We start from the raw sequence: 19,850 nt of genomic DNA, 5'->3' as shown, positions 1-19,850 counted from the left end.
GCTACCGTCGGATCATGCCCCGCACCAGCCCCCGCTCGTCTACCTCCGCCGGCCTCGTGATCGCCGTGATCGCGGCGTTCAGCTTCGGCATGTCGGGCGCGTTCATCAAGCCGCTGCTCGAGGCCGGCTGGAGCCCCGCGGCGGCCGTGACGGTGCGTGCGCTCGTCGGCGGCATCGTGCTCACTCCGGCCGCCGTAATCCTGCTCCGCGGCCGCTGGTCGGCGCTCTGGCGGGCCCGCTGGCGTGTGCTGCTGATGGCGCTCATCGGCGTCTCGGGCACGCAGCTCGTCTACTTCGCGGCGCTCGAGCGCATCCCGGTGAGCACCGCGATCCTGTTCGAGTACATGGCGCCCGTGCTCCTGGTCGCCTTCGCCTGGGCGACGAGCCGCAGGATGCCCCAGGTCGTCGTGCTCATCGGCTCCGTCATCGCCGTGGCCGGCCTCGTGCTCGTGGTCGGCCCCGCCGGAGGTGCCCACCTCGACCCCCTCGGCCTCGCCTTCGGCGCCCTCGCGATGGTCGGCTGCGCGGTGTACTACGTGGTCGCCGCGGCCCCGAGCGACGACCTGCCGCCGGTCGCACTGGCTGCCGCGGGCCTCGTCATCGGCGGGATCGCGCTCGGGATCGTCGGGCTCACCGGCCTCGTCCCGTTCACCATCTCGACGGCCCCGACCACGGTGCTCGGAGGCATCGTGCCGTGGTGGGTGCCGATGCTGATCGTCGGCGTCGTCGCCACCGCCGTCGCATACACGGCGAACATCACGGCTAGCGAGATGCTCGGGACACGACTGGCGTCGTTCGCGGGACTCCTCGAGGTCGTCGCGGCGACGCTCTACGCCTGGCTGCTGCTCGGCGAGGACCTCACTGCGCTGCAGTTCGTCGGCGGGGCGCTGATCCTGGGCGGCATCGGTTTCGTGCGGTCGGCGCGGGAGCCGGCCGGGCTCGAGCCTGCCGCTGCAGGGCCTGTCGCTGCAGGGCCGATCGCCGCGGGGCCGACCGTCGACCCCACCCCGACGGCGCCCCTCACCCTCGCCTAGCTCGCCGCTCGCTCCGCAGTGAGCACAGCCCGAGCGAAGGCGACCAGCTCGGCGACGAGGGCGGTCCGCGAGTCGAGCCGGCGGTACTCGTGCCCCTCGCCGGCGAGCTCGAGGTACGACACCGGCCGCCCGAGCGCGGTCAGCGCGTCGACGATCTGGTGCGCCTCCCCGATCGGCACGTTCGTATCGAGCTCGCCGTGCACCACGAGCAGCGGGACCTCGATGGCGTCGGCGCTCCCGAGCGGCGACAGCTCCGCGAGGAGCTCGGCGTCGTCGACGGGATGCCCGTACTTCGTCGTGGCGGCCGACGCGATCCACGGCTCGGTGTCGCGGTAGAAGGTCTGGAGGTCGCTCATCCCGCAGATGTCGATCCCGCAGGCGAACACGCCGGGCGAGAAGGCGAGCGCGGCGAGGGTCGCGTAGCCGCCGTACGAGCGTCCGGTGACGCCGATCCGCGCAGGATCAGCGAACCCCGCCGCCGCGAGGAACCCCGCACTGTCGACCACGTCGGCGTGAGCCGCCCAGCGCTTCTCGAGATCGTCGGCGTGCACGAACTCCTTGCCGAACCCGGACGAGCCCCGGATGTTGGGCGCGAACACGGTGATCCCGGCCGCGACGAGAGCCTGGTGCTGCGGCGAGAAGGTGGGGCGCTCCTGCGACTCGGGGCCGCCGTGCAGATGCACGAGCGCCGGGCCAGCAGCACCGCCAGCAGCGGCAGCAGCAGCAGGACCAGCAGCAGCACCGCCAGCACCGCCACCCCGATACAGCCACCCTGTCACCGCGAGCCCGTCGCGCGCCGCGAACGTCTCGAGCGTCGGCTCCACGAGCCCCTCCGGCAGCGGCGGGGTCGACGTCACCGGCGACCAGGCGCGCGTGCCGGTGTCGAGCCGCCAGAGCTCCCGCGGCCGGGTGGGCCCCTCGACCGTCAGCAGCACGCTGCGGCCGTCCCGCGAGATGACCGGGTGCGTGACCACGGCACCGGGCAGCCCGGCGATCTCCGACCGCTCCCCCGAGGCCGTGTCGAGCAGTTCGAGCGAGGAGCGCCCGGCGACGTTCCAGACGAGCAGCAGCAGTCGGCCGGCGTCGTCGGCGTCGAGGAACTCCAGCTCGGCGTCGTCGCGGGCCGCGAGCACCCGGGAGGTGCCGCGCCAGCCGTGCGGCCCGAGCGGCATCGCCACGAGGGACCGCCGCGGCAGCCCGGCCTCGGTCGAGAGGTAGGCGATCAGGGGCGACGACTCGCTCTCGGGCGACGGGCGGATCAGCGCGGTCTCGGCCGATCCTGCCCAGGGCTCGGTGAGGAGCGGGAAGTCGTCGTCGGTCAGCCGGTCGACGACCACGACGAACTCGCGGCCTCGACCGCCGTCGCGGAGCACGACGAGGCGCTCCTCGACGGAGACGTCGAGGATGTGGATGAGGTCTCCCACGGCGAGGTCGTCGCGCTCGCCCGACTCGGGGTCGACGAGGTAGGCGCGGGCGGGCTGCTCGGGCTCCGTCGACGGCAGGGTGACGACCACGCGGTGCCCGGAGCGCGACCAGGGGCCGAGCTCGGCGTGCTGGTCGCGCGATCCTGCGATCCGCTGCGCGTCGGTCCCGTCGGGCCGCACCACCCAGACCTGCTGCCGGACGCCTCCGTCGGTGGCGACGGCGACCGCGAGCCAGGCGCTGTCGGCCGACCACGAGACGCTGATGACGGGGTCGTCGGAGAGCACGATCCGCACCGGCTCCGGCAGGTCGGCGGCGGAGACCGACACGACGACGTCCTGGACGAACACCTCGGGGACTCCGAAGCGGTCGCTGACGAAGGCGACGCGGCGGGCGTTCCGGGTCATCGTCGGCCCCCAGGATCCCCACGCCGAGACGAGAGACGCGACGAACGGGTCGACCGCGGCCGTGACCGTCACGCGATCCCCTGCGCCTGGAGCCACAGCTCGAGCGTGGCGAGCTGCCAGAGGGCGTTCGACCCGAGGGTCGTGCGGGCGGAGTTCGGCGAGGAGAGCATCGACTCCACGGTAGCCGGGTGGAACAGTGCCCTCTCGCGCGCGGCAGGATCGAGGAGCGCGTCGCGCACCCGCTGGAGGTACGGCCCCTCCAGCTGCCGGATCGCCGGCACCGGGAAGTACCCCTTCGTCCGGTCGATGACGGCGTCCGGGACGATGCCCCGGGCGGCGCGCTTGAGCACGCCCTTCCCGCCGTCGGCGAGCTTGAGGGCGGGCGGGATCCTGCCGGCCAGCTCGACGAACTCGTGATCGAGGAACGGGACGCGCGCCTCGAGCCCCCAGGCCATGGTCATGTTGTCGACGCGCTTCACCGGGTCGTCGGTGAGCATCACGGTCGTGTCGATGCGGAGGGCGGCGTCGACCGCGGTGTCGGCGCCGGGGGCGTCGAAGTGCGAGCGGACGAACGCGGTCGGGACGTCGTCGTCGGCCAGCCACTCGGGCCGGAGCAGCCGCGGCATCTCGCGCCAGCGGCGGTCGAAGAAGACCTCGGCGTAGGCGTCGGCGGCGCGCTTCCTCGGCACGCCGTCGAGCGGCGGGTACCAGTCGTAGCCGCCGAGCACCTCGTCGGCGCCCTGGCCCGACTGCACGACCTTGACCGACTGCGACACCTCCTGGCTCAGCAGGTAGAACGCGACGCAGTCGTGGCTGACCATCGGCTCGCTCATCGCGGCGATCGCGCCGTCGATGCCCGGCAGCATCCGGTCAGACGAGATCGGGATCCGGTGATGGTCGGTGCCGAACTCCTTCGCGACCAGCGACGAGTACTCGAACTCGTCGCCCGACTCGCCGCCCGCCGATTCGAACCCGATGCTGAAGGTCGAGAGGTCCTGCTGCCCCGCCTCGGCCAGGAGCGCCACGACGAGGCTCGAGTCGATGCCTCCCGACAGGAGCACCCCGACCGGCACGTCCGACACCATCCGGCGCTCGACGGCGGTCCGCAGGGAGTCGACGACGGCGTCCTGCCAGTCGGCGGGCGACAGCGAGGCGTACGCAGGATCCCGCGAGAACGACGGCTCCCAGTACGTCTCGTCGCGCCACGTGCCGTCCGGCTCCACCACGCGGATCGTCGCCGGGGCGAGCTTCCTGACGCCCGTGAGGATCGTCCGGGGCGCCGGCACCACGGAGTGGAAGGTCATGTAGCAGGCCAGCGCGTCGCGGTCGATGGTCGTGTCGACGCCGCCTGCGGCGAGGAGCGCGGGCAGCGTCGACGCGAACCTCAGGCGCGAGGCGTTCTGCGTGTAGTAGAGCGGCTTGATCCCGAGGCGGTCCCGGGCCAGGATCAACCGGCCCGACCGGTGCTCCCAGATGGCGACGGCGAACATGCCGAGGAGGTGCTCTGCGAACGAGGTGCCCCACTCGGCGTAGGCCTTCAGGATCACCTCGGTGTCGGACGAGGAGAAGAAGTGGTGGCCTCGCGAGCGGAGCTGGTCGCGGAGCTCCCGGTAGTTGTAGACCATCCCGTTGTAGGCGATCGTGAGCCCGAGCTCCGCGTCGACCATGGGCTGGGCGCCGGAGGGGCTCAGGTCGATGATCGACAGGCGCCGGTGGGCCAGGCCGACCGGGCCCCTGGTCCAGAGCCCGTCGCCGTCGGGGCCGCGGTGCACCTGGCACGCGGACATGGCGACGAGGTCGGCGGCGTCGGCCGCGCGGCCGTCGAAGCGGAGCTCCCCGGCGAGGCCGCACATGTCAGTCCCCCTCCGGAGCCGGTTCTGGTCCGATGATCCAGGTGTCCTTCGCGCCGCCGCCGCGGGAGGAGTTCACCACCATGCTGCCCTCCGGGGCCACGCGGGTGAGGCCCACGTCGGCGAGGCGGCTCTGCGTCGGACCGACACCGGTGAGGTAGACGAATGCCCGCAGGTCGACGTGGCGCGGCTCGAGGCCGGTCGGGGTGAGGGTGGGGTGCGAGGAGAGCGAGACGACCTCCTGAGCGACCCACCGGGCCGGATCCTGCGCGATCTCGACCCGCCTCGCGGCGACCTCGGCGGCCGACGCGCTCGGACCGATCAGGACGCCGACGCCGCCCGACCCGTCGACGGGCTTCGTGACGAGCTCGCCCACCCGGTCGAGCACGGCCAGCCTCTCGGCCTCGTCCGAGAGCCGGTACGTCGGCACCGACTCGAGGTGCGGCTTCTCGTTCAGGTAGTACTCGATGAGGTCGGGCACCGCGACGTACATGGCCTTGTCGTCGGCCAGGCCGTTGCCCGGGGCGTTGGCGAGGAACACGTCGCCCGTCGCCGCGACGTCCATGATGCGGACGCCGAGGTCGTTGGACGCGTGGGAGCGGAGGTCCAGGAGCTCGCCGTCGAGGCGGAGGTAGAGGGCGTCGACGACGGTGCCGCTGGAGCTCTCGACGACGCGGTGGTCGCGGACGTCGAGGTCGTCGGCTGTCAGGAGCAGGAGGCCGGCCCCCTCGGCGAGCGCCCGGTGCTCGAACCAGGCGGCAGCGTCCGGGCCCTCGCTGAGGACCGCGCCGACGCCGCCCTCGGGTGCGTGCGCCAGGAGCGTCTCGCGGAGGAGCGCGAAGACGGAGTGCGGATCGAGGAGGCCGGCCGGCCGGGGTGCGTCCGGCACGACGGTGTCGAGGAGCGACCGGACGGCGACCCCGTAGGCGGCCCCGCTCGGAGACCGGACGTTGTCCTCCAGGACCCGCCAGCCGCCGAACTCGGTCCGGATGAGGTCGAAGCCCTGCACCGCTGCTCGGACGGTCCCTCGTGGCAGGAGCGTGGCCTCGACGCGCCAGCCCGACGCGTCGACGACCTGGGCCTCGGTCAGGACGCCGTCCGCGACGATCCTGCGCGCGCCGTAGGCGTCCTGGAGGAACGACTCGATGGCGCGGGCCCGCTGGGTGAGGCCTCGAGCGAGCTGCTTCCACTCGTGGTGGGTGACGATGCGCGGCATCAGGTCGACGTCGAAGCCGCGGACCTCGTCGTCGACGGTGAAGCGGAGGCCGGCGTCGCGGGCGGCGGCGTCTCGGCGCTCGCAGCGGTCCGCGATGTCGGCCCCGTCGAGGGTGCGGAAGAACTCGGCGACGCCGCGGTAGGCGGGGCGCGCGTGAAGGCCGGGGCCGATGGCCTCGTCGCCGGCGCGGAAGCGGTAGCCGGTGAGGGTGGGCAGGGTCGGGAGCTCGCCGGAGGCCGGGCCGTGCGTCTCTTTCACGACGAGGTCGACCACGTCGTCGAGCTCGCCGCGCTCGGCGTACGCGGCGCGCTGGCGGTCGGCCGAGTTGCCGCGGGCGAGGGTCTGCTCGAGGAGGCCCTCGACGTCGTGCCAGTCTCCGAGCTCCTCGAGCTGCGGGCGGAGCGACACGGCCAGCTGGCGGACGGCCTGCGCTGCGGGGAGGCGTTCGGGGTGGGCGCCGAGGTCGAGCAGCTCGCCGGCGAGCCCGCCGCGGGCCGCCTGCCACATGGCGGCCCGGTGGAGGGGCGCGGCGCGGAGCGTCTCGGGGCGGCCGTCGACGATGTCGATCTCGGCCTTCCGGACGGCGGCCCGGTAGAGGCCGGCGATCAGGACGGCGTCGTCGACCACCGGGCAGGCGTCGCAGGTGCGGAGCTCGAGGGTGGGTGCGTGCGAGGACGGCCGCACGTCGAAGTAGGCCATCTTCGCGTCGGCGATGACGCCGGAGCCGATGAGGTCTTCGACCATCCGGTCGTACTCGCGGGCGTTCGCCATGGGCCCGGTGGCGCCGGCGCTCGGCCAGCGCTGCCAGATGATCGAGCGGATGCTGGCGTAGCCGGTGTCCTGTCCGTTCCAGAACGGCGAGCTCGCGCTGAGGGCGAGGAGGGCGGGCAGGACCGGGGCGACCCGGCCGGCGATCTGCACGGCCAGGTCGCGGTCGCTGACTCCGACGTGGATCTGGAGGCCGCAGATGAGCTGCTCGTCGACCAGGAGGCGGTACTGCTCCTGCATGCGGCCGTAGCGACCGGTCGCGGTCAGCTCGAAGTCGGCGAACTCGGACCGCGGGGCTGTGCCCGCCGCCGCGATCGCGAGGTCGCTCGCGGAGGCGGCGTCGACGAGGTCCTTCCGGAGCAGCAGGATCTCGCGGCGCAGGTCGCTGAGCGTCGTCACGACGGGCACATTGGTCTCGACCGTCGTGCGCTGGAGCTCGGCGCCGTAGCGGTCGGCCGGGAGTCTCGAGAGGAGCTGGGGCGCGCGCGCCGACAGCCTTTTGGTCTCGAGGTCGATCAGGTGCAGCTCTTCTTCCGCCCCCAGGGTCAGCTCTGCGCTCATTTCTCGAAGCTAGTCGGTCGCGGCGACCGCGGTCGAGGCCCTGAGCGGATCCTTATGAGCGAAGGCCGGTCTCCGCCGCCGGTAGGCTCGGCGCATGGTCACCGTCGTGCTCCCCTGGCGCCCGCAGCCGTCTCGCGTCGAGGCGTTCGAGGCGGTGTCGTCGTGGTACCGCGAGAACCTCCCCGAGGCCCGGGTCGTCACCGTCGACAGCGACGACGAGGTGTTCAACCTCGCCCGCTGCCGGAACCTCGGCGTCGCGGGTGTCGAGGCGGCCGGCGACGACGTCGTCGTGATCGGCGACGCCGACACGCTGCCGCAGCCGGCACCGCTCCGGGAGGCGCTCGAGGCGTGCCTCACCTCGGGGCGGGTCCACCTGCCCTACACCGAGTACCACTGGCTCGGCCGCTCGGGAACCGCCGCGTTCCGCGACGGCACGCCGCTCGAGGAGTGCGACTTCGAGCTCGTCCGAGGCGCCTGCTCCGGGGTCTACGTCACGACGCCCGCCACCTGGTGGAGCCACGGCGGGCAAGACGAGCGGTTCCGCGGCTGGGGCTTCGAGGACGCCGCCTGGTACGTCGCCCACGAGACGCTCCTCGGCGAGGTGCCGCGCCGGCACGAGGGCGCGGTCTTCGCGCTGCACCACGAGACGCAGCTCCGCGAGGGCCCGCAGTACGACGCGAACTCCCGCCTGATGGACGACTACCGCCGCGCGTCGACCGACCGGGTGTCGATGGACGACTTCGTGTTCGGCACCAGCGCCTCGAACGCCCGGATCCGCCCCGGCGTCTGACGGAGCGACTCCGACAGGGCAGCGAGACGCGTCGCCGCGTCGTCCGGCAGCGCCAGAGCGCGCGAGATGCCGTCGGCCAGCTCGGCCGCGGTCGCCGTGTTGGGCGGCAGTGCCACGCCGAACCCGGCCCGCTCGAGAGCCTCCGCCCCGGCGAACTGGTCGGTGGAGAACGGCAGGACGACGACCGGCACACCCGCCGTCATCGCCTCGGTCACGCTGTTGTTGCCGCCGTGCGTGACGGCGGCCGCGGCGGCGCGGAGGAGGGTCACCTGCGGCAGGAACTCCCGCACCAGCCAGTCGCCCGGCAGCTCCCCGAGGTCGGAGCGGTCGGCCGAGCCGAGCGCGATCGCGGCGCGGAGGCCGAGGGAGCGGAGCGCCTCGGCGACCCTGGCCACGACGTCGGAGCGGACCGAGAGGAACGAGCCGAAGCTGAGGTAGACGAAAGGCTCGTCGGAGGAGGCGAGCCACGCCTCGACCTCCGGGTCGACGGCCTCGTCGCGCACCGCCGATCCGAGGAACGCGTGCGGCGGCAGCTGCCGCTCGGGGTCGTGGAGCTCCTCCGGGTAGTTGAGCAGCAGCAGGTCGCCGTGCTCCGCGAACGCCGACTCGCTCGGATCGGCTGACGGGTCGAGCTCGAGCAGCGCGGCGTTCCACTCGCGGGTGAACGACTCGCTCACGCGGTCGCAGAGCTCCCGGAGCCTCTCGAGGGCCGCAGGATCGGGGTCGAACGCCCGAGGCCACGACGGCGGGAACCCGTAGACCTCCCCCGCGACCGGCAGGGCGCTCGGGTGGCCCAGGACGACGTCGGCGTGCGCGATCCTGCCGGCCGTCAGAGCCAGCCGGGCGCTGAACGCGAGGTGGTCGACGACGATCTGGTCGGGCCGGACCTCCGCGACGACGCGCTGGACCTCGCGCGCGGTCTCGACGGGCATCCACATGAGGTCGGTGAGCCGCTCGCCCGCCTGGTATGCCAGGGTCTCGACCATGCCGATGCGGGTCGCGTCGAAGAACCCGCGGAGGGAGTCGTCCTCGCCCTCGGGCTGCTCCTCGGCGCGGATGACGCCGGGGTTCGAGCCGCGGGCCAGCTGCAGGTTGACCCGCTCGAAGCCGAACGCCTCGACGATCGACGCAGTCGCGGGCCCGGTGGCCACCACGACGCGCTCGCCGCGTTCGAGCCAGGCCGTGCCGAGCGTCGCGAGGGGCAGGAGGTGGGAGGCGTAGTCGGGGCTGATGATGAGGAGCGTCATCGGGCGGCGTGGCTCCAGTCGCGGAGGGAGGTCTCGTCGTCGCGGACGTCGGAGTACACGGCCGAGAGGGCCGACGCCATCGCCTGGATGGTGAAGCTCCTCTCGACGGTGGCGCGCGAGCGGGCGGCCCGCTCGTCGGTCGTCTCCTCCTGGCTCGCGGTCAGCGCGATGCTCATCGAGTCGCGGAGCTGCTCGAGGTCCCAGGTGCGGGTGAGGAATCCGGTGACGCCCTGCTCGACGTAGGTGGCCGGGCCGCCGCCGTCGGGGGCGACGACCAGGAGGCCGGAGCCCATGGCCTCGAGGAGCGCGATGCCGAACTCCTCCTTCAGGCTGCCGCAGACGTAGACGCCGTGCGGCGCGCTGAGCCCGGGGAGTCCGAAGCGGGCTGCCGCGACGAAGCGGGCGACGGTGTCGTTCGGCAGGTGGCCGGGCAGCAGGAGGCCCGCCTCGGCGCGCCCCTGCTCGGGCACGATCGCGTTCATCAGGTCGAGCTGCTCGCGCTCGTCGGCGCTCGGGTCGGCCAGGTTGCCGCCGACGAGGAGGAGGTTGGCGCGGTCGCGGAGGTCGCCGGTCGCCCAGGCCTCCACGACGGTCGCCATGCCCTTGACCCGGTGGAACCGGCCGACGCTGATCACCAGCGGCAGACCGCGGCGCTCCTCGGGGAGCGTCTCGATGAGGGCCCGGAGCGCCTGGAGGGGCTCGGTGGCCTCGCCGCCCGCCGCGTGCTCGCGCGCCTCGGCCACGGAGCGGTCGACGACGTCGAGGTCGATGCCCTCGGGCACCACGGTGTGGCGCTCGGGGTGCGCGGTCACGTCGATGCCGACGAGCTCGCGCATGTCGGTCTCGAGCGTCGGCCGCGGGAACAGCACCGTGTGCGAGGCGTTGGAGGCGAGCTCCTGCACGAGACGGCTGCGGAACCAGAAGTGGTCGATCTCGTCGACGTCGCCGAAGTTCCAGCGGGTGAGAGAGCCGGCCAGGTCGAGCGACTGGATGACGGCGTGCGGGTCGGGCGCCACCGTGAAGACGACCGGGATGTCGAGCTCGCGGGCCACGTCGGCGGCCGCGAGGCTCCCCACGTCGGCCATGCGGAGGTGCAGCATGTCGACCCCGCCCGAGGCGCGCAGGATCCGCCGGATGCCGCGTCGGGCCGCGACCCGCAGCGGCCAGGCACTCGCCGACGGCACGGGCTCGCTGAGCAGAGGAATGCGTCCGTAGAGGTGACCGGTGTCGGATCCTGCGATCTCGGCGACGCTCTCGAGCGCGCCCGCGACGGAGCTCCGCGACAGGGTCAGGACCCGGTCGACGGCGCGGTTCTCGACGAGCTCGTCGCCGAGGCGGACGAGGAGCGTGGCGATGCCGCCGTTGTCGCCGCTGCCCGCCTGCGTCAGGTCGGCGTCGATGTCGGCGTGCAGGAACAGCTGAGCCACGGTGAGGCCGCCCTCGACGCGCCCGGCGTCGAAGTCGCCCGCGTCGGCGGAGGCGGACAGGTCGACGACTGCGACCCGGGCGGTGTCGGCGAGGAAGCCGCGGCCGACCGCGAGCTCCTCCAGGACGGCGGCGATGCCCCGCTCGCCCCGACGCTGACCGAGGGCTGCGACGGCGGCGACGCGGACGCGCTCCGCCTCGCCGGCGTCGCGGGCGACGGCGATCAGCGGGCGGGTGGCGATGCGGCCCCGGACGAGGCCGAGGGTCTCGACCAGGCGGTAGCGGGCGTCGGTCTCGCGCACGCCGAGGAGGGCGCCCTCGAGGCCGATCGCGACCGGCTCGGGGATCTGCGGCGACCACTGCTCGAGCGTGCGCTGGGCGACCATGCCGCCGAAGCCGCCCTCGACGACCAGGCCGACGAGTCGGCCGATCGTGTCGAGGCGGGGAAGCCGGGAGCCGAGCGCGCTGGCGGCGTGCTCGCGGAGGAACCCGCGGCCGCTCGACAGGAGCGCCGACAGGAGGACGTCGGCCTGCTCGTCGACGACCTCGGCGAGCGCGTGCGTTGCTGCGATCGCGGTCAGCTGGTCGTCGCCGCCGAGCGCGGTCGCGAGGAGGCGGATGGTGCGGGTGCCGCCGGTGCGACCGGCCTCGAAGGCGAGGTCGTCGGCGAGGCGCATGGCGTCGATGAGGCGTTCTGCGTTCTGCAGCGCATCGAGCGAGGTCTGGATGCCCATGGAGTGTCCCCTTTCACACGGGGTACAGGGGTACAGGTTCCGGTCGGGGCCTGCTGACGAACACTAGGGCATCCAGGTGTCTCCCGGCACAGCGGCCGTTCAGTAACATCGGAGGATCGGCCGCGGGTCTCCGCACGGCCGCCCTCCCCCTTCCCCTCCACCCCCAGGGAGCACCCGTGCGCATCCTCCTCCTCGGCGACGTCGGCGTGCTCGACGACATGGTCCACATCGGCGACGAGGCCATGTTCGAGGAGTTCGCGTCGCAGCTCCGCAGGCGCGGCGTGACCTCCCTCACCGGCCTCTCGTCGAACCCCGACGAGACCCGGCGGCGCTACGGCCTCGACGCGATCCCGGGCATCGGGTTCTCGCCCGCGGTCGTGGGCGACCGGGCGGCGCAGGAGGAGCGGATGGGGCTGGTCCTCCGCACCGCCGACGGCGAGTCCGGCCTCCTCGAGAGCGACGACCCGGCGCACGGCGTCATCGCGGCCGTCCGCGAGGCCGACGGCGTCGCCGTGTCGGGCGGCGGCAACATGGCGTCGATCTGGCCGATGCACATCTTCGAGCGGGCCACCCTCGCGGCCCTGGCGGCCCGGTTCGGCAAGCCGTTCGTCGTCAGCGGCCAGACCATCGGCCCGGAGCTCGAAGGGGACGACCGCGACCTCACCGCCCGGTTGCTCGGCTCGGCGCGCCTCATCGGGCTCCGCGAGGCCGCATCGGCCGCGCTGGTGCGCGAGCTCGGCGTCACCGGCGACGGGGTCGAGTCGACCATCGACGACGCGAGCTTCCTCGGGGTCGACCGGGCTGCGGAGGCGCCTGCGGCCGACAGCCCGGAAGTCGCGCCCTACTGCGCCGTGACCCTGGCCGCGCACGTCGGCGGCCTCGACCGCGACGCCTTCGCCGAGGCCACCGCCCGCCTCCTCGACCGCGTCGCCGCCGAGACCGGTCTCGAGATCGTGTTCTTCGCCCACTTCGCCTCGCTCCGCGGCCCGGGAGACGAGCGCGGCGACTCCCTCGCCCACCGCCGGGTCATCGACAGGATGACGCAGCCGAGCAGGATCGAGCCCACCACCGACAGCATCGCCGCGGCCCGGTTCGCGCGCGGCGCGTCGCTCGCGGTCTCGAGCCGCTACCACCCGGCGATCTTCGCCGTCTCCGCGGGGGTTCCGACCGTGGGCATCGCCGTCGACGACTACACGACGGTCAAGCTGACCGGCGCCCTGGGCAACTTCGGGCAGTCGAGCGTGGTGACGGCGCGCGACGTGCTCGACGGCCGCGCCACCGACGTCGCGCTCGACACCTGGCGCGCATCCGACGCGATCCGGTCCACCTGGGCGTCGCGCATCGAGCCGACTCGGGCCGCCTCCGACGCCTGGTGGGACCGCGTGACCGCGACGCTCACTGGGCGCTGACGCCGTCCGTCGCCTGTGACCGCCTCCTCCCTCCGCGCGCGCCGGCGCGCCCTGGCGTCCCTCCTCGGCGCCGGCCTGGTGCTCGTGGCCGCCGTCGTCGTGGGAGCCGTCCGCGGCGAGACCCTCGATGCGGCCCCGGCTCCGGCTCCGGCGCCGACCTCCGGCGTCGAAGCGTCGGCCGCTCCCGCCTCCTCGGCCTCGCTCGGTTCCTCCGCGTCATCGGCCGCGGGGCCAGCGCTCCGCCTCCTGGCCGCGCTCCCGGTCAAGGGCCGCGCACCGGCGACCGGCTACGACCGCGAGGGCGACTTCGGCACGGCGTGGCTCGACGTCGATCGGAACGGGTGCGACACCCGCGACGACATCCTGGCGCGCGACCTCACCGGCATCCTGCGCCAGGGGCCCTGCCGCGTCGTCTCGGGCACCCTCGTCTCGCCGTACACAGGGCAGACCATCCGCTTCACCCGCGGGGTCTCCACCTCGCAGCTCGTGCAGATCGACCACGTCGTCGCCCTCGAGGAGGCCTGGCGGACCGGCGCGCAACGGCTCTCGCAGGCGGAGCGCGAGGCGCTGGCGAACGATCCGGCCAACCTCTTCGCCGTCGACGGGCACTCGAACCAGCAGAAGGGCTCCGGAGATGCCGCGACCTGGCTGCCCGCGCGGAAGGCGTTCCGCTGCGACTACGTCGAGCACCAGGTCGAGGTGAAGGCGCGCTACCGGCTGTGGGTGACTCCGCCGGAGCGCGACGCGATGCTGCGGGTGCTGTCGTCGTGCGCGCCCACCGGCTGACCCGTCGCGGAGCGCCTGCGATGAAGGCGCGTCAGCGCAGGAAGTCCGCCGCGTAGCCGCCCCACCGGGCGAGCTGCTCGGGCGTGGCCGCGACGCGCAGGACGGCGTCCGGGAGGTACTCCGCGAGGAGCGACGCCGACACGACCGGATGCCCGGGGTCGCCCGACCAGGCCAGCAGGAGGCTCGGCACCTGCATCTCGGCGAGCGCTTCAGGCTGCGGCAGGTCGGAGCCGGCCGCGCCGCGGAAGATCGTCGGCATGGCGTCCTCGTCGATGCCGAGTCCGTCGGCGGTGAGATCGACGTCGCCGAAGGCCGGGGGCGGCGGCGGTCCCTGGAGCATCTGCTCCTCGAAGACGCGGAGCCCCTGCTCCTCCACCTGATCGGCCAGCTGCCGGTAGAAGCCGGCCTGCGCAGCGCGGGTCTCCCACGCGGTCGGCGGGCTGGTGAGCACGAGCCTCGAGAACCGGTCGGGATCGAGGAGCGCTGCGTGCAGCAGCGTCGCGGTGCCCATCGACGAGCCGATGCCGGCCACGCGCTCCCCTGGAGCGACCTCGTCGAGGAGGGCGAGGAGATCCTGCGCCAGGTTCCGCCACTCGTAGTCGGACGGCTCGGGCGTCGCCGTCGAGCCGCCGTGCCCCCGGGCGTCATACCGGACGAGCCGGTGGCCGGACGCGACGACGGGCGACCAGTCGAACATGCGGCTGACCTCCTGCGCATCGCGGCTGGAGCTCAGCCCGTGACACCAGACGGCGGTCGGGCCGCTGCCCTCCTCGGTCCAGGCGAGGGACGCTCCGCGGACGGAGGTGCGATGCTCTTCGAGGTTGCTGTCGACCATCAGCCCAGTATCCACCGGACCCCGCGTATCCACCGGACCGCCGCGTCTTTACCGGACCCCGCAGGATCGCGCTCCCGCGGGTCAGCGCTTGACGCTCACCGTGATCTCGTCCCAGCCCTCGGCGCCGTTCGGAGCGGGCGACACGTTCTTCGACGACTGCACGGTGCCGTCTTTCGAGGTCGCGCGGACCTGGACGCGGTGCTCGCCCGCCGGGGCGTCCCAGCGGTAGACCCACTGCCGCCAGGTGTCGTCCGAGACGGAGTCGGCGAGGTCGGCCTCGAGCCAGGGGCCGCCGTCGATCCGGACGTGGACGGCCGAGACCCCGGTGTGCGGCTGCCAGGCGACTCCCGCCAGCGGCACGGTGCCGCCGCTGCCCGGCGAGACCGTGGAGCCGGAGGCGGGGGTGTCGATCCGCGACTCGAGCTTGACCGGCGCCTTCGCCGAGTAGCCGCGGGTCGTCCAGTACGCCGTCTCGTCGGCGAAGCGGGTGACCTTCATCGAGGTGACCCACTTGGTGGCCGAGACGTAGCCGTAGAGGCCCGGGACGACCATGCGCACCGGGAAGCCGTGCTCGAGCGGCAGCGGCTCGCCGTTCATCCCGATCGCCAGGATCGCCTCGGTGCCCGGGTCGGTGAGGACCGAGAGCGGGGTGCTCGCGGTGAAGCCGTCGACACTCCGCGACAGGACCATGTCGGCCGACGAGTCGGCGCCGACCCTGGCCAGGAGCGACCGGATCGGGTAGCCCAGCCAGAGCGCGTTGCCGATCAGGTCGCCGCCGACCTCGTTCGACACGCAGCTGAGCGTGAGGAGGTGCTCCTCGAGCGGAAGGGCGACGAGGTCGTCCCAGGTGAGGGTGAGCGGCTTGTCGACGAGCCCCGTGATCTCGAGCTTCCAGCTGGACGGGTCGACCTGCGGCACCGACAGCGCCGTGTCGATCCGGTAGAAGTCGGCGGTGGGTGTGACGTACGGCGACACCCCGTCGACGTCGAGGGAGGCGCCGGCGGGCACGGCCGGTGCGGTCACCTTTGCCTTCGGCAACCGGATGGCCTGCCGCAGCGACGCCGCGTTGACCTGCGCCGCGGTGATGACCCGGGCTCCGGCTCCCACGACCACGGCGGCGGCAGCGCCGACGAGGGCCAGGCCGAGGAACGCGCGGCGCTCCACTCCGGGTGCGCGGAGGGGCGGTGCCACTTCGACGAGATCGCCGCCGCGCTCCTCGGCGGCCTGGTTGGCGCGGGCGGCGTCCCAGCGGAACGAGCGCCCGATCAGTGCGCGGAGCAGCAGGATCGCGACGATGCCGCCCACGACGCTCGGCACCACGTCGAAGTCGCTGGCGTCGGCCCGGGTGCGGACCGCGAGGACGGCGAGCGCTGCCCCGACGATCAGGATGACGCGACCCAGGGGCGCACGGGAGCGTTCAGCAAGACCCGCGAGAGCTGCGATCGCCACCATCAGGATGCCCATCAAGGCGAACAGGGCGGCCTTGTCTCCGGTGCCGAACAGCCCCACCATCAGGGTCTTCGCGCCGGGCGGCGCGAGGTCGATCACGGCGCTGCCGACGCCCACCAGGGGGCTCGACTGCGCGCCGACGAAGATCGCGGCGACCTCGGCGGCCGCGAGGAAGGCGACGACCGAGACGACGCCCGAGGCTGCTGCCGCGAGCCGCCCCTGCCGGGGACGGTCGGCGGGCGGGGTCGCAGGATCGGGCATGCGGCGATGCTACGGCCGCCCGCCGTGGAGAAGCTGGGGTGCGGCCTCCTCGGGGCCCGGCCCGTCCCGCGGCGGCGCCTGGCCGGACGAGGACTGTCGGCGGCTCGTGACAGGCTAGGGGAATGCCTCCGGCCGTCCCTCTCGTCGACGCCACCGATGTGATCCGCCTGGTGGGCCCGGGCGCCTTCGACCGCGCCAAGGCCCTCGTGCGCGAGCACCGGGTCGACGCCGTGCAGTTCGACGAGGACTCCCTCGAGCTGACCGGGAGCGTCGTGGGCAGCGAACCCGAGCCGTACCGGGCCCAGGTCGCCCTGAACCGCACGAGGGGCGACTCCGCGAAGCCGACGTCGAGCTCCTGCACCTGCTTCGTCGGCAGCGCCTGCAAGCACGTCGCCGCCCTCCTCCTCCAGAGCAACGCCTCGACGATCACCGGCCAGCAGGAGGCCCTGCGCCCCGAGGCCACGCGAGGCTCCGCTGCGGGCGTCTCCGCCGCTGGCCCCGGGGCGGGCGGTGTCACCTGGCGAGCTGCCCTCGACGCTCTCGCCGACACGAGTGCGCCCGACCGTCGGCGGACGACGCCGATGGGCCTGCAGTTCGAGCTCCGCGAGCGCACGCGGTCGCAGAGCGCGCGGTGGGGCGCCCCGACCTCCCGAGCCGGGTCGGCCGCGAGCGCGGCGAAGGGCGCGGCCTTCCGACTCGGCGTGCGACCGGTCACGCAGAGCGCCACGGGCAACTGGGTCCGCGGCAGCCTGACCTGGACCACGCTCCCCTTCTCGCTCAACCGCCTCGGCGTCAGCCCCGAGCAGCACCGCTGGTTCGGGCAGTTCCAGGCCCTGCACCGCTCCGCCCGCGACGCCTACGTCCCGGGCGACTCGGAGTGGCTCTTCCTCGACGACTTCGCGAGCCCGCTGCTCTGGCCGCTGCTCGCCGAGGGCGCGCGCCTCGGGGTGAGCCTCGTCACCGGCAAGCGCGAGGCCGACGTGGTCGTGGCCGAGCGGGCAGCGGTCGCGATCGATGTGGCGTCGAGCAGCACCGGGGCCGAGGGGCCGGCCGACCTGCGCCTGACGGCGGCCGTCTCGATCGACGGGCACGCGCATCCTGCGTCGTCGATCGGCGTGATCGCCGACCACGGCGTCTACTCGTGGAGCTTCGACCCGGCCCTCCGGCTGGTGCTGGCCCCCACCGGGCCCCTCACCGACGAGCAGCGCGCCCTCCTGACCGCGCGCACGGCCATCGAGGTGCCGGCTGCGGAAGAGGCGGAGTTCCTCCGCGACTTCTACCCGCGGCTGTCGCGCGTCGTCGAGGTCGTCAGCGGCGACGGCTCGGTGACCCTTCCCGAGATCCTGCCGCCGGTGCTGGTCCTGACTCTGACGTTCGGCGAGGCCGACCGGCTCGATCTGGCCTGGTCGTGGCTCGACGCCGGCCGCCGCGCTCCGGTGGGCGCGCACCCGCTGCCCGCGGGTCTCACCGCCGACCTCGGGGGGCCGCCCGCGGCACTCGCCCTGCACGGGCTCGACTCGGCCGAGTTCGTCGACCGGGTGCTCCCGGTGATCGAGGCCCGGGGCGACGTCCGCGTCGAGACGATCGGCGAGCGCCCCGACTACCGCGAGCTGACCGCCGAGCCGGAGCTCACCGTCACGACGGTCGAGTCCGACAAGCGCGACTGGTTCGACCTCGGCGTCCTGGTCACCGTCGAGGGGCGCACGATCCCGTTCGCGCCGCTCTTCTCCGCCCTCGCCAAGGGCCGCGACAAGCTCCTGCTCGTCGACAAGACCTACCTCTCGCTCAAGCAGCCGGTGTTCGACGGCCTGAAGCGGCTGATCGCCGAGGCCGAGGCGCTCGACGAGTGGGAGACCGGCGAGCTCCACCTCAACCGGTACCAGGCGAGCCTCTGGTCGGAGTTCGAGGAGCTCGCCGACGCCACGCGGCAAGCCGACTCCTGGAGTCGCACGGTCGGCGGCCTCCTCCGCATCAGCCGGGGCGAGAGCATCGACGAGATCCCGGTGCCCGCGGGGGTCGACGCGATCCTGCGCCCGTATCAGCTCGACGGGTTCCGGTGGCTGGCGTTCCTCCACGAGCACGGCCTCGGCGGGGTGCTCGCCGACGACATGGGGCTCGGCAAGACCCTGCAGACGCTCGCGCTGTTCGAGCACGTCCGAGAGAGGCCGAGGGCGCAGGATCACGTGCTGCCGCAACCGGTCGACACCGAGGCTCCGGCCGCCGGCCCGTTCCTCGTGGTCGCCCCGACGTCCGTCGTCGCCAACTGGGCCGTCGAGGCGCGTCGGTTCACGCCGGGGCTCTCCGTGAGGGTCGTGACCACCACGGCCGCGAAGGGCCGCGCCTCGATCGACGAGATCGCCCGCGGCGCCGATGTCGTCGTCACTTCCTACGCCCTCTTCCGGCTCGACTTCGCGAAATACCAGGCGGTGTCCTGGGCCGGGCTGGTGCTCGACGAGGCGCAGATGATCAAGAACCGCCAGTCGAAGGCGCACAGGGCGGCGGCCGAGCTCCGCGCGCCGTTCAAGCTCGCGATCACAGGCACGCCGATGGAGAACGACCTGTTCGACCTCTGGTCGCTGTTCCACGTCGTCTCCCCCGGGCTCCTCCCGAGCGGCCTCCGCTTCACCGACGAGTACGTCAAGCCGATCGCGCAGCACGAGAGGCCCGAGCTCCTCGCCCGGCTCCGCAGCCGCGTGCGGCCGCTGATGCTCCGCCGCACCAAAGAGACCGTGGCGCCCGAGCTGCCCGAGAAGCAGGAGCAGACCCTCCGCGTCGACCTCGAGCCCTCGCACCGGCGGCTCTACGACCTCTTCCTGCAGCGCGAGCGCATGAAGCTGCTCGACCTCGTCGACGACCTCGACCGCAACCGCTTCATCGTCTTCCGGTCGCTGACCCTGCTCAGGATGCTCGCCCTCGACGCCTCGCTGGTCGACTCCGATGCCTACCGCGGCATCCCGTCGTCGAAGCTCGACGTGCTCGTCGACGAGCTCCGCGACGTGATCGAGGGCGGCCACCGGGCGCTGATCTTCAGCCAGTTCACCTCCTACCTCCACCTCGTCGAGGCCCGCCTCGAGAAGGAGGGCATCACGCACGACTACCTCGACGGCTCGACCCGCGACCGGGCGTCCGTCATCGACTCGTTCAAGACGGGTGAGGCGTCGGTGTTCCTGATCAGCCTCAAGGCCGGCGGCTTCGGCCTCAACCTCACCGAGGCCGACTACGTCTTCCTCCTCGACCCCTGGTGGAACCCGGCCTCCGAGGCGCAGGCCGTCGACCGCACCCACCGGATCGGCCAGACCTCGAACGTCTTCGTGTACCGGATGATCGCGAACGACACGATCGAGGAGAAGGTCATGCAGCTGAAGGAGCGCAAGGCGAAGCTGTTCGACGCGATGATGGACGACGACGAGCAGGCGTTCGGTGCGGCGCTGACGGCGGACGACATCCGGGGGCTGCTGGAGTAGTCGGGCTCGGTGCGGTCTGTTCTGGTCGGTCTGTTCTGTTCGCTCTGGTCGGGTCGGGTCGGGGCGCGTCTCGTCGCGTCGGCGGGTGCTGGCAGGCGTCGGCGGGTCTCCGGAGCCGGGCCGTCTGCTGCCAGGGCCCGCCCACTCGTGATCCTGGCTCCCGCTGTCGGCGGCGGCTGGCAGAGTTGCCCC

At 73.3% G+C, this 19,850-nt stretch carries 12 protein-coding genes; 5 read left to right on the top strand and 7 right to left on the bottom strand.

The features are described 5' to 3' along the window. Positions 1–14 precede the first annotated feature (14 nt). Entirely contained in the window at positions 15–1,034 is a 1,020-nt protein-coding gene (locus tag ABD733_RS00250; protein ID WP_344793036.1) for an EamA family transporter, read from the top strand. On the opposite strand, the gene ABD733_RS00245 is transcribed toward ABD733_RS00250, so the two are convergent. The 3 genes from ABD733_RS00245 to ABD733_RS00235 are packed head-to-tail and all read right to left on the bottom strand — an operon-like array spanning position 1,031 to position 7,258. Further along, complete coding sequence (locus tag ABD733_RS00245) at positions 1,031–2,935, bottom strand: S9 family peptidase (RefSeq protein WP_344793035.1); 1,905 nt, start codon at positions 2,933–2,935, stop codon at positions 1,031–1,033. The two genes, ABD733_RS00250 and ABD733_RS00245, sit on opposite strands and share 4 nt — an antisense overlap. Next, a complete protein-coding gene (locus ABD733_RS00240) occupies positions 2,932–4,716 on the bottom strand; it encodes an N-acetylglutaminylglutamine amidotransferase (protein ID WP_344793034.1) in 1,785 nt (594 codons plus the stop codon). The genes ABD733_RS00245 and ABD733_RS00240 overlap by 4 nt, the downstream gene beginning before the upstream one ends. A 1-nt stretch (position 4,717) precedes the next feature. Next, positions 4,718–7,258 (bottom strand): glutamate--cysteine ligase, encoded by a 2,541-nt coding sequence (locus tag ABD733_RS00235; RefSeq protein WP_344793033.1) that lies wholly within the window; start codon positions 7,256–7,258, stop codon positions 4,718–4,720. A gap of 94 nt (positions 7,259–7,352) precedes the next feature. Between ABD733_RS00235 and ABD733_RS00230 the strand changes: the two genes are divergently transcribed. Next, positions 7,353–8,048, top strand: coding sequence for a hypothetical protein (locus ABD733_RS00230; RefSeq protein WP_344793032.1), 696 nt, complete (start codon positions 7,353–7,355; stop codon positions 8,046–8,048). Here the strand turns inward: ABD733_RS00230 and ABD733_RS00225 are convergent. Together ABD733_RS00225 and ABD733_RS00220 are read right to left on the bottom strand one after the other, a co-directional pair. Continuing rightward, positions 7,958–9,295: a nucleotide disphospho-sugar-binding domain-containing protein gene (locus ABD733_RS00225; protein ID WP_344793031.1), complete on the bottom strand. Its 1,338-nt coding sequence runs from the start codon at positions 9,293–9,295 to the stop codon at positions 7,958–7,960. The genes ABD733_RS00230 and ABD733_RS00225 overlap by 91 nt on opposite strands. Then, entirely contained in the window at positions 9,292–11,454 is a 2,163-nt protein-coding gene (locus ABD733_RS00220; RefSeq protein WP_344793030.1) for a glycosyltransferase, read from the bottom strand. The genes ABD733_RS00225 and ABD733_RS00220 overlap by 4 nt, the downstream gene beginning before the upstream one ends. A gap of 176 nt (positions 11,455–11,630) precedes the next feature. Between ABD733_RS00220 and ABD733_RS00215 the strand changes: the two genes are divergently transcribed. Together ABD733_RS00215 and ABD733_RS00210 are read left to right on the top strand one after the other, a co-directional pair. Further along, a complete protein-coding gene (locus ABD733_RS00215) occupies positions 11,631–12,863 on the top strand; it encodes a polysaccharide pyruvyl transferase family protein (RefSeq protein WP_344793029.1) in 1,233 nt (410 codons plus the stop codon). A 15-nt stretch (positions 12,864–12,878) separates the two neighbouring features. Further along, positions 12,879–13,649 carry an HNH endonuclease family protein gene (locus ABD733_RS00210; protein ID WP_344793028.1) on the top strand — a complete coding sequence of 257 codons (771 nt, stop codon included), beginning with the start codon at positions 12,879–12,881 and terminating at the stop codon, positions 13,647–13,649. A 31-nt stretch (positions 13,650–13,680) separates the two neighbouring features. On the opposite strand, the gene ABD733_RS00205 is transcribed toward ABD733_RS00210, so the two are convergent. Beyond that, positions 13,681–14,484 (bottom strand): alpha/beta fold hydrolase, encoded by an 804-nt coding sequence (locus ABD733_RS00205; protein ID WP_344793027.1) that lies wholly within the window; start codon positions 14,482–14,484, stop codon positions 13,681–13,683. 81 nt (positions 14,485–14,565) lie between these two features. After that, positions 14,566–16,194, bottom strand: a complete 1,629-nt coding sequence (locus tag ABD733_RS00200) for a molybdopterin-dependent oxidoreductase (protein WP_344793026.1) — start codon at positions 16,192–16,194, stop codon at positions 14,566–14,568. Between the two features lie 122 nt (positions 16,195–16,316). Here ABD733_RS00200 and ABD733_RS00195 point away from each other — a divergent pair, with 122 nt between their 5' ends. After that, on the top strand, positions 16,317–19,658 hold the full coding sequence (locus tag ABD733_RS00195; protein WP_344793025.1) for a DEAD/DEAH box helicase: 3,342 nt from the start codon (positions 16,317–16,319) through the stop codon (positions 19,656–19,658). The last annotated feature ends 192 nt before the right edge of the window (positions 19,659–19,850 follow it).

Source organism: Frondihabitans peucedani (assembly GCF_039537585.1).
Classification (GTDB): domain Bacteria; phylum Actinomycetota; class Actinomycetes; order Actinomycetales; family Microbacteriaceae; genus Frondihabitans; species Frondihabitans peucedani.
This window is presented reverse-complemented; position numbering and strand designations above follow the sequence as displayed.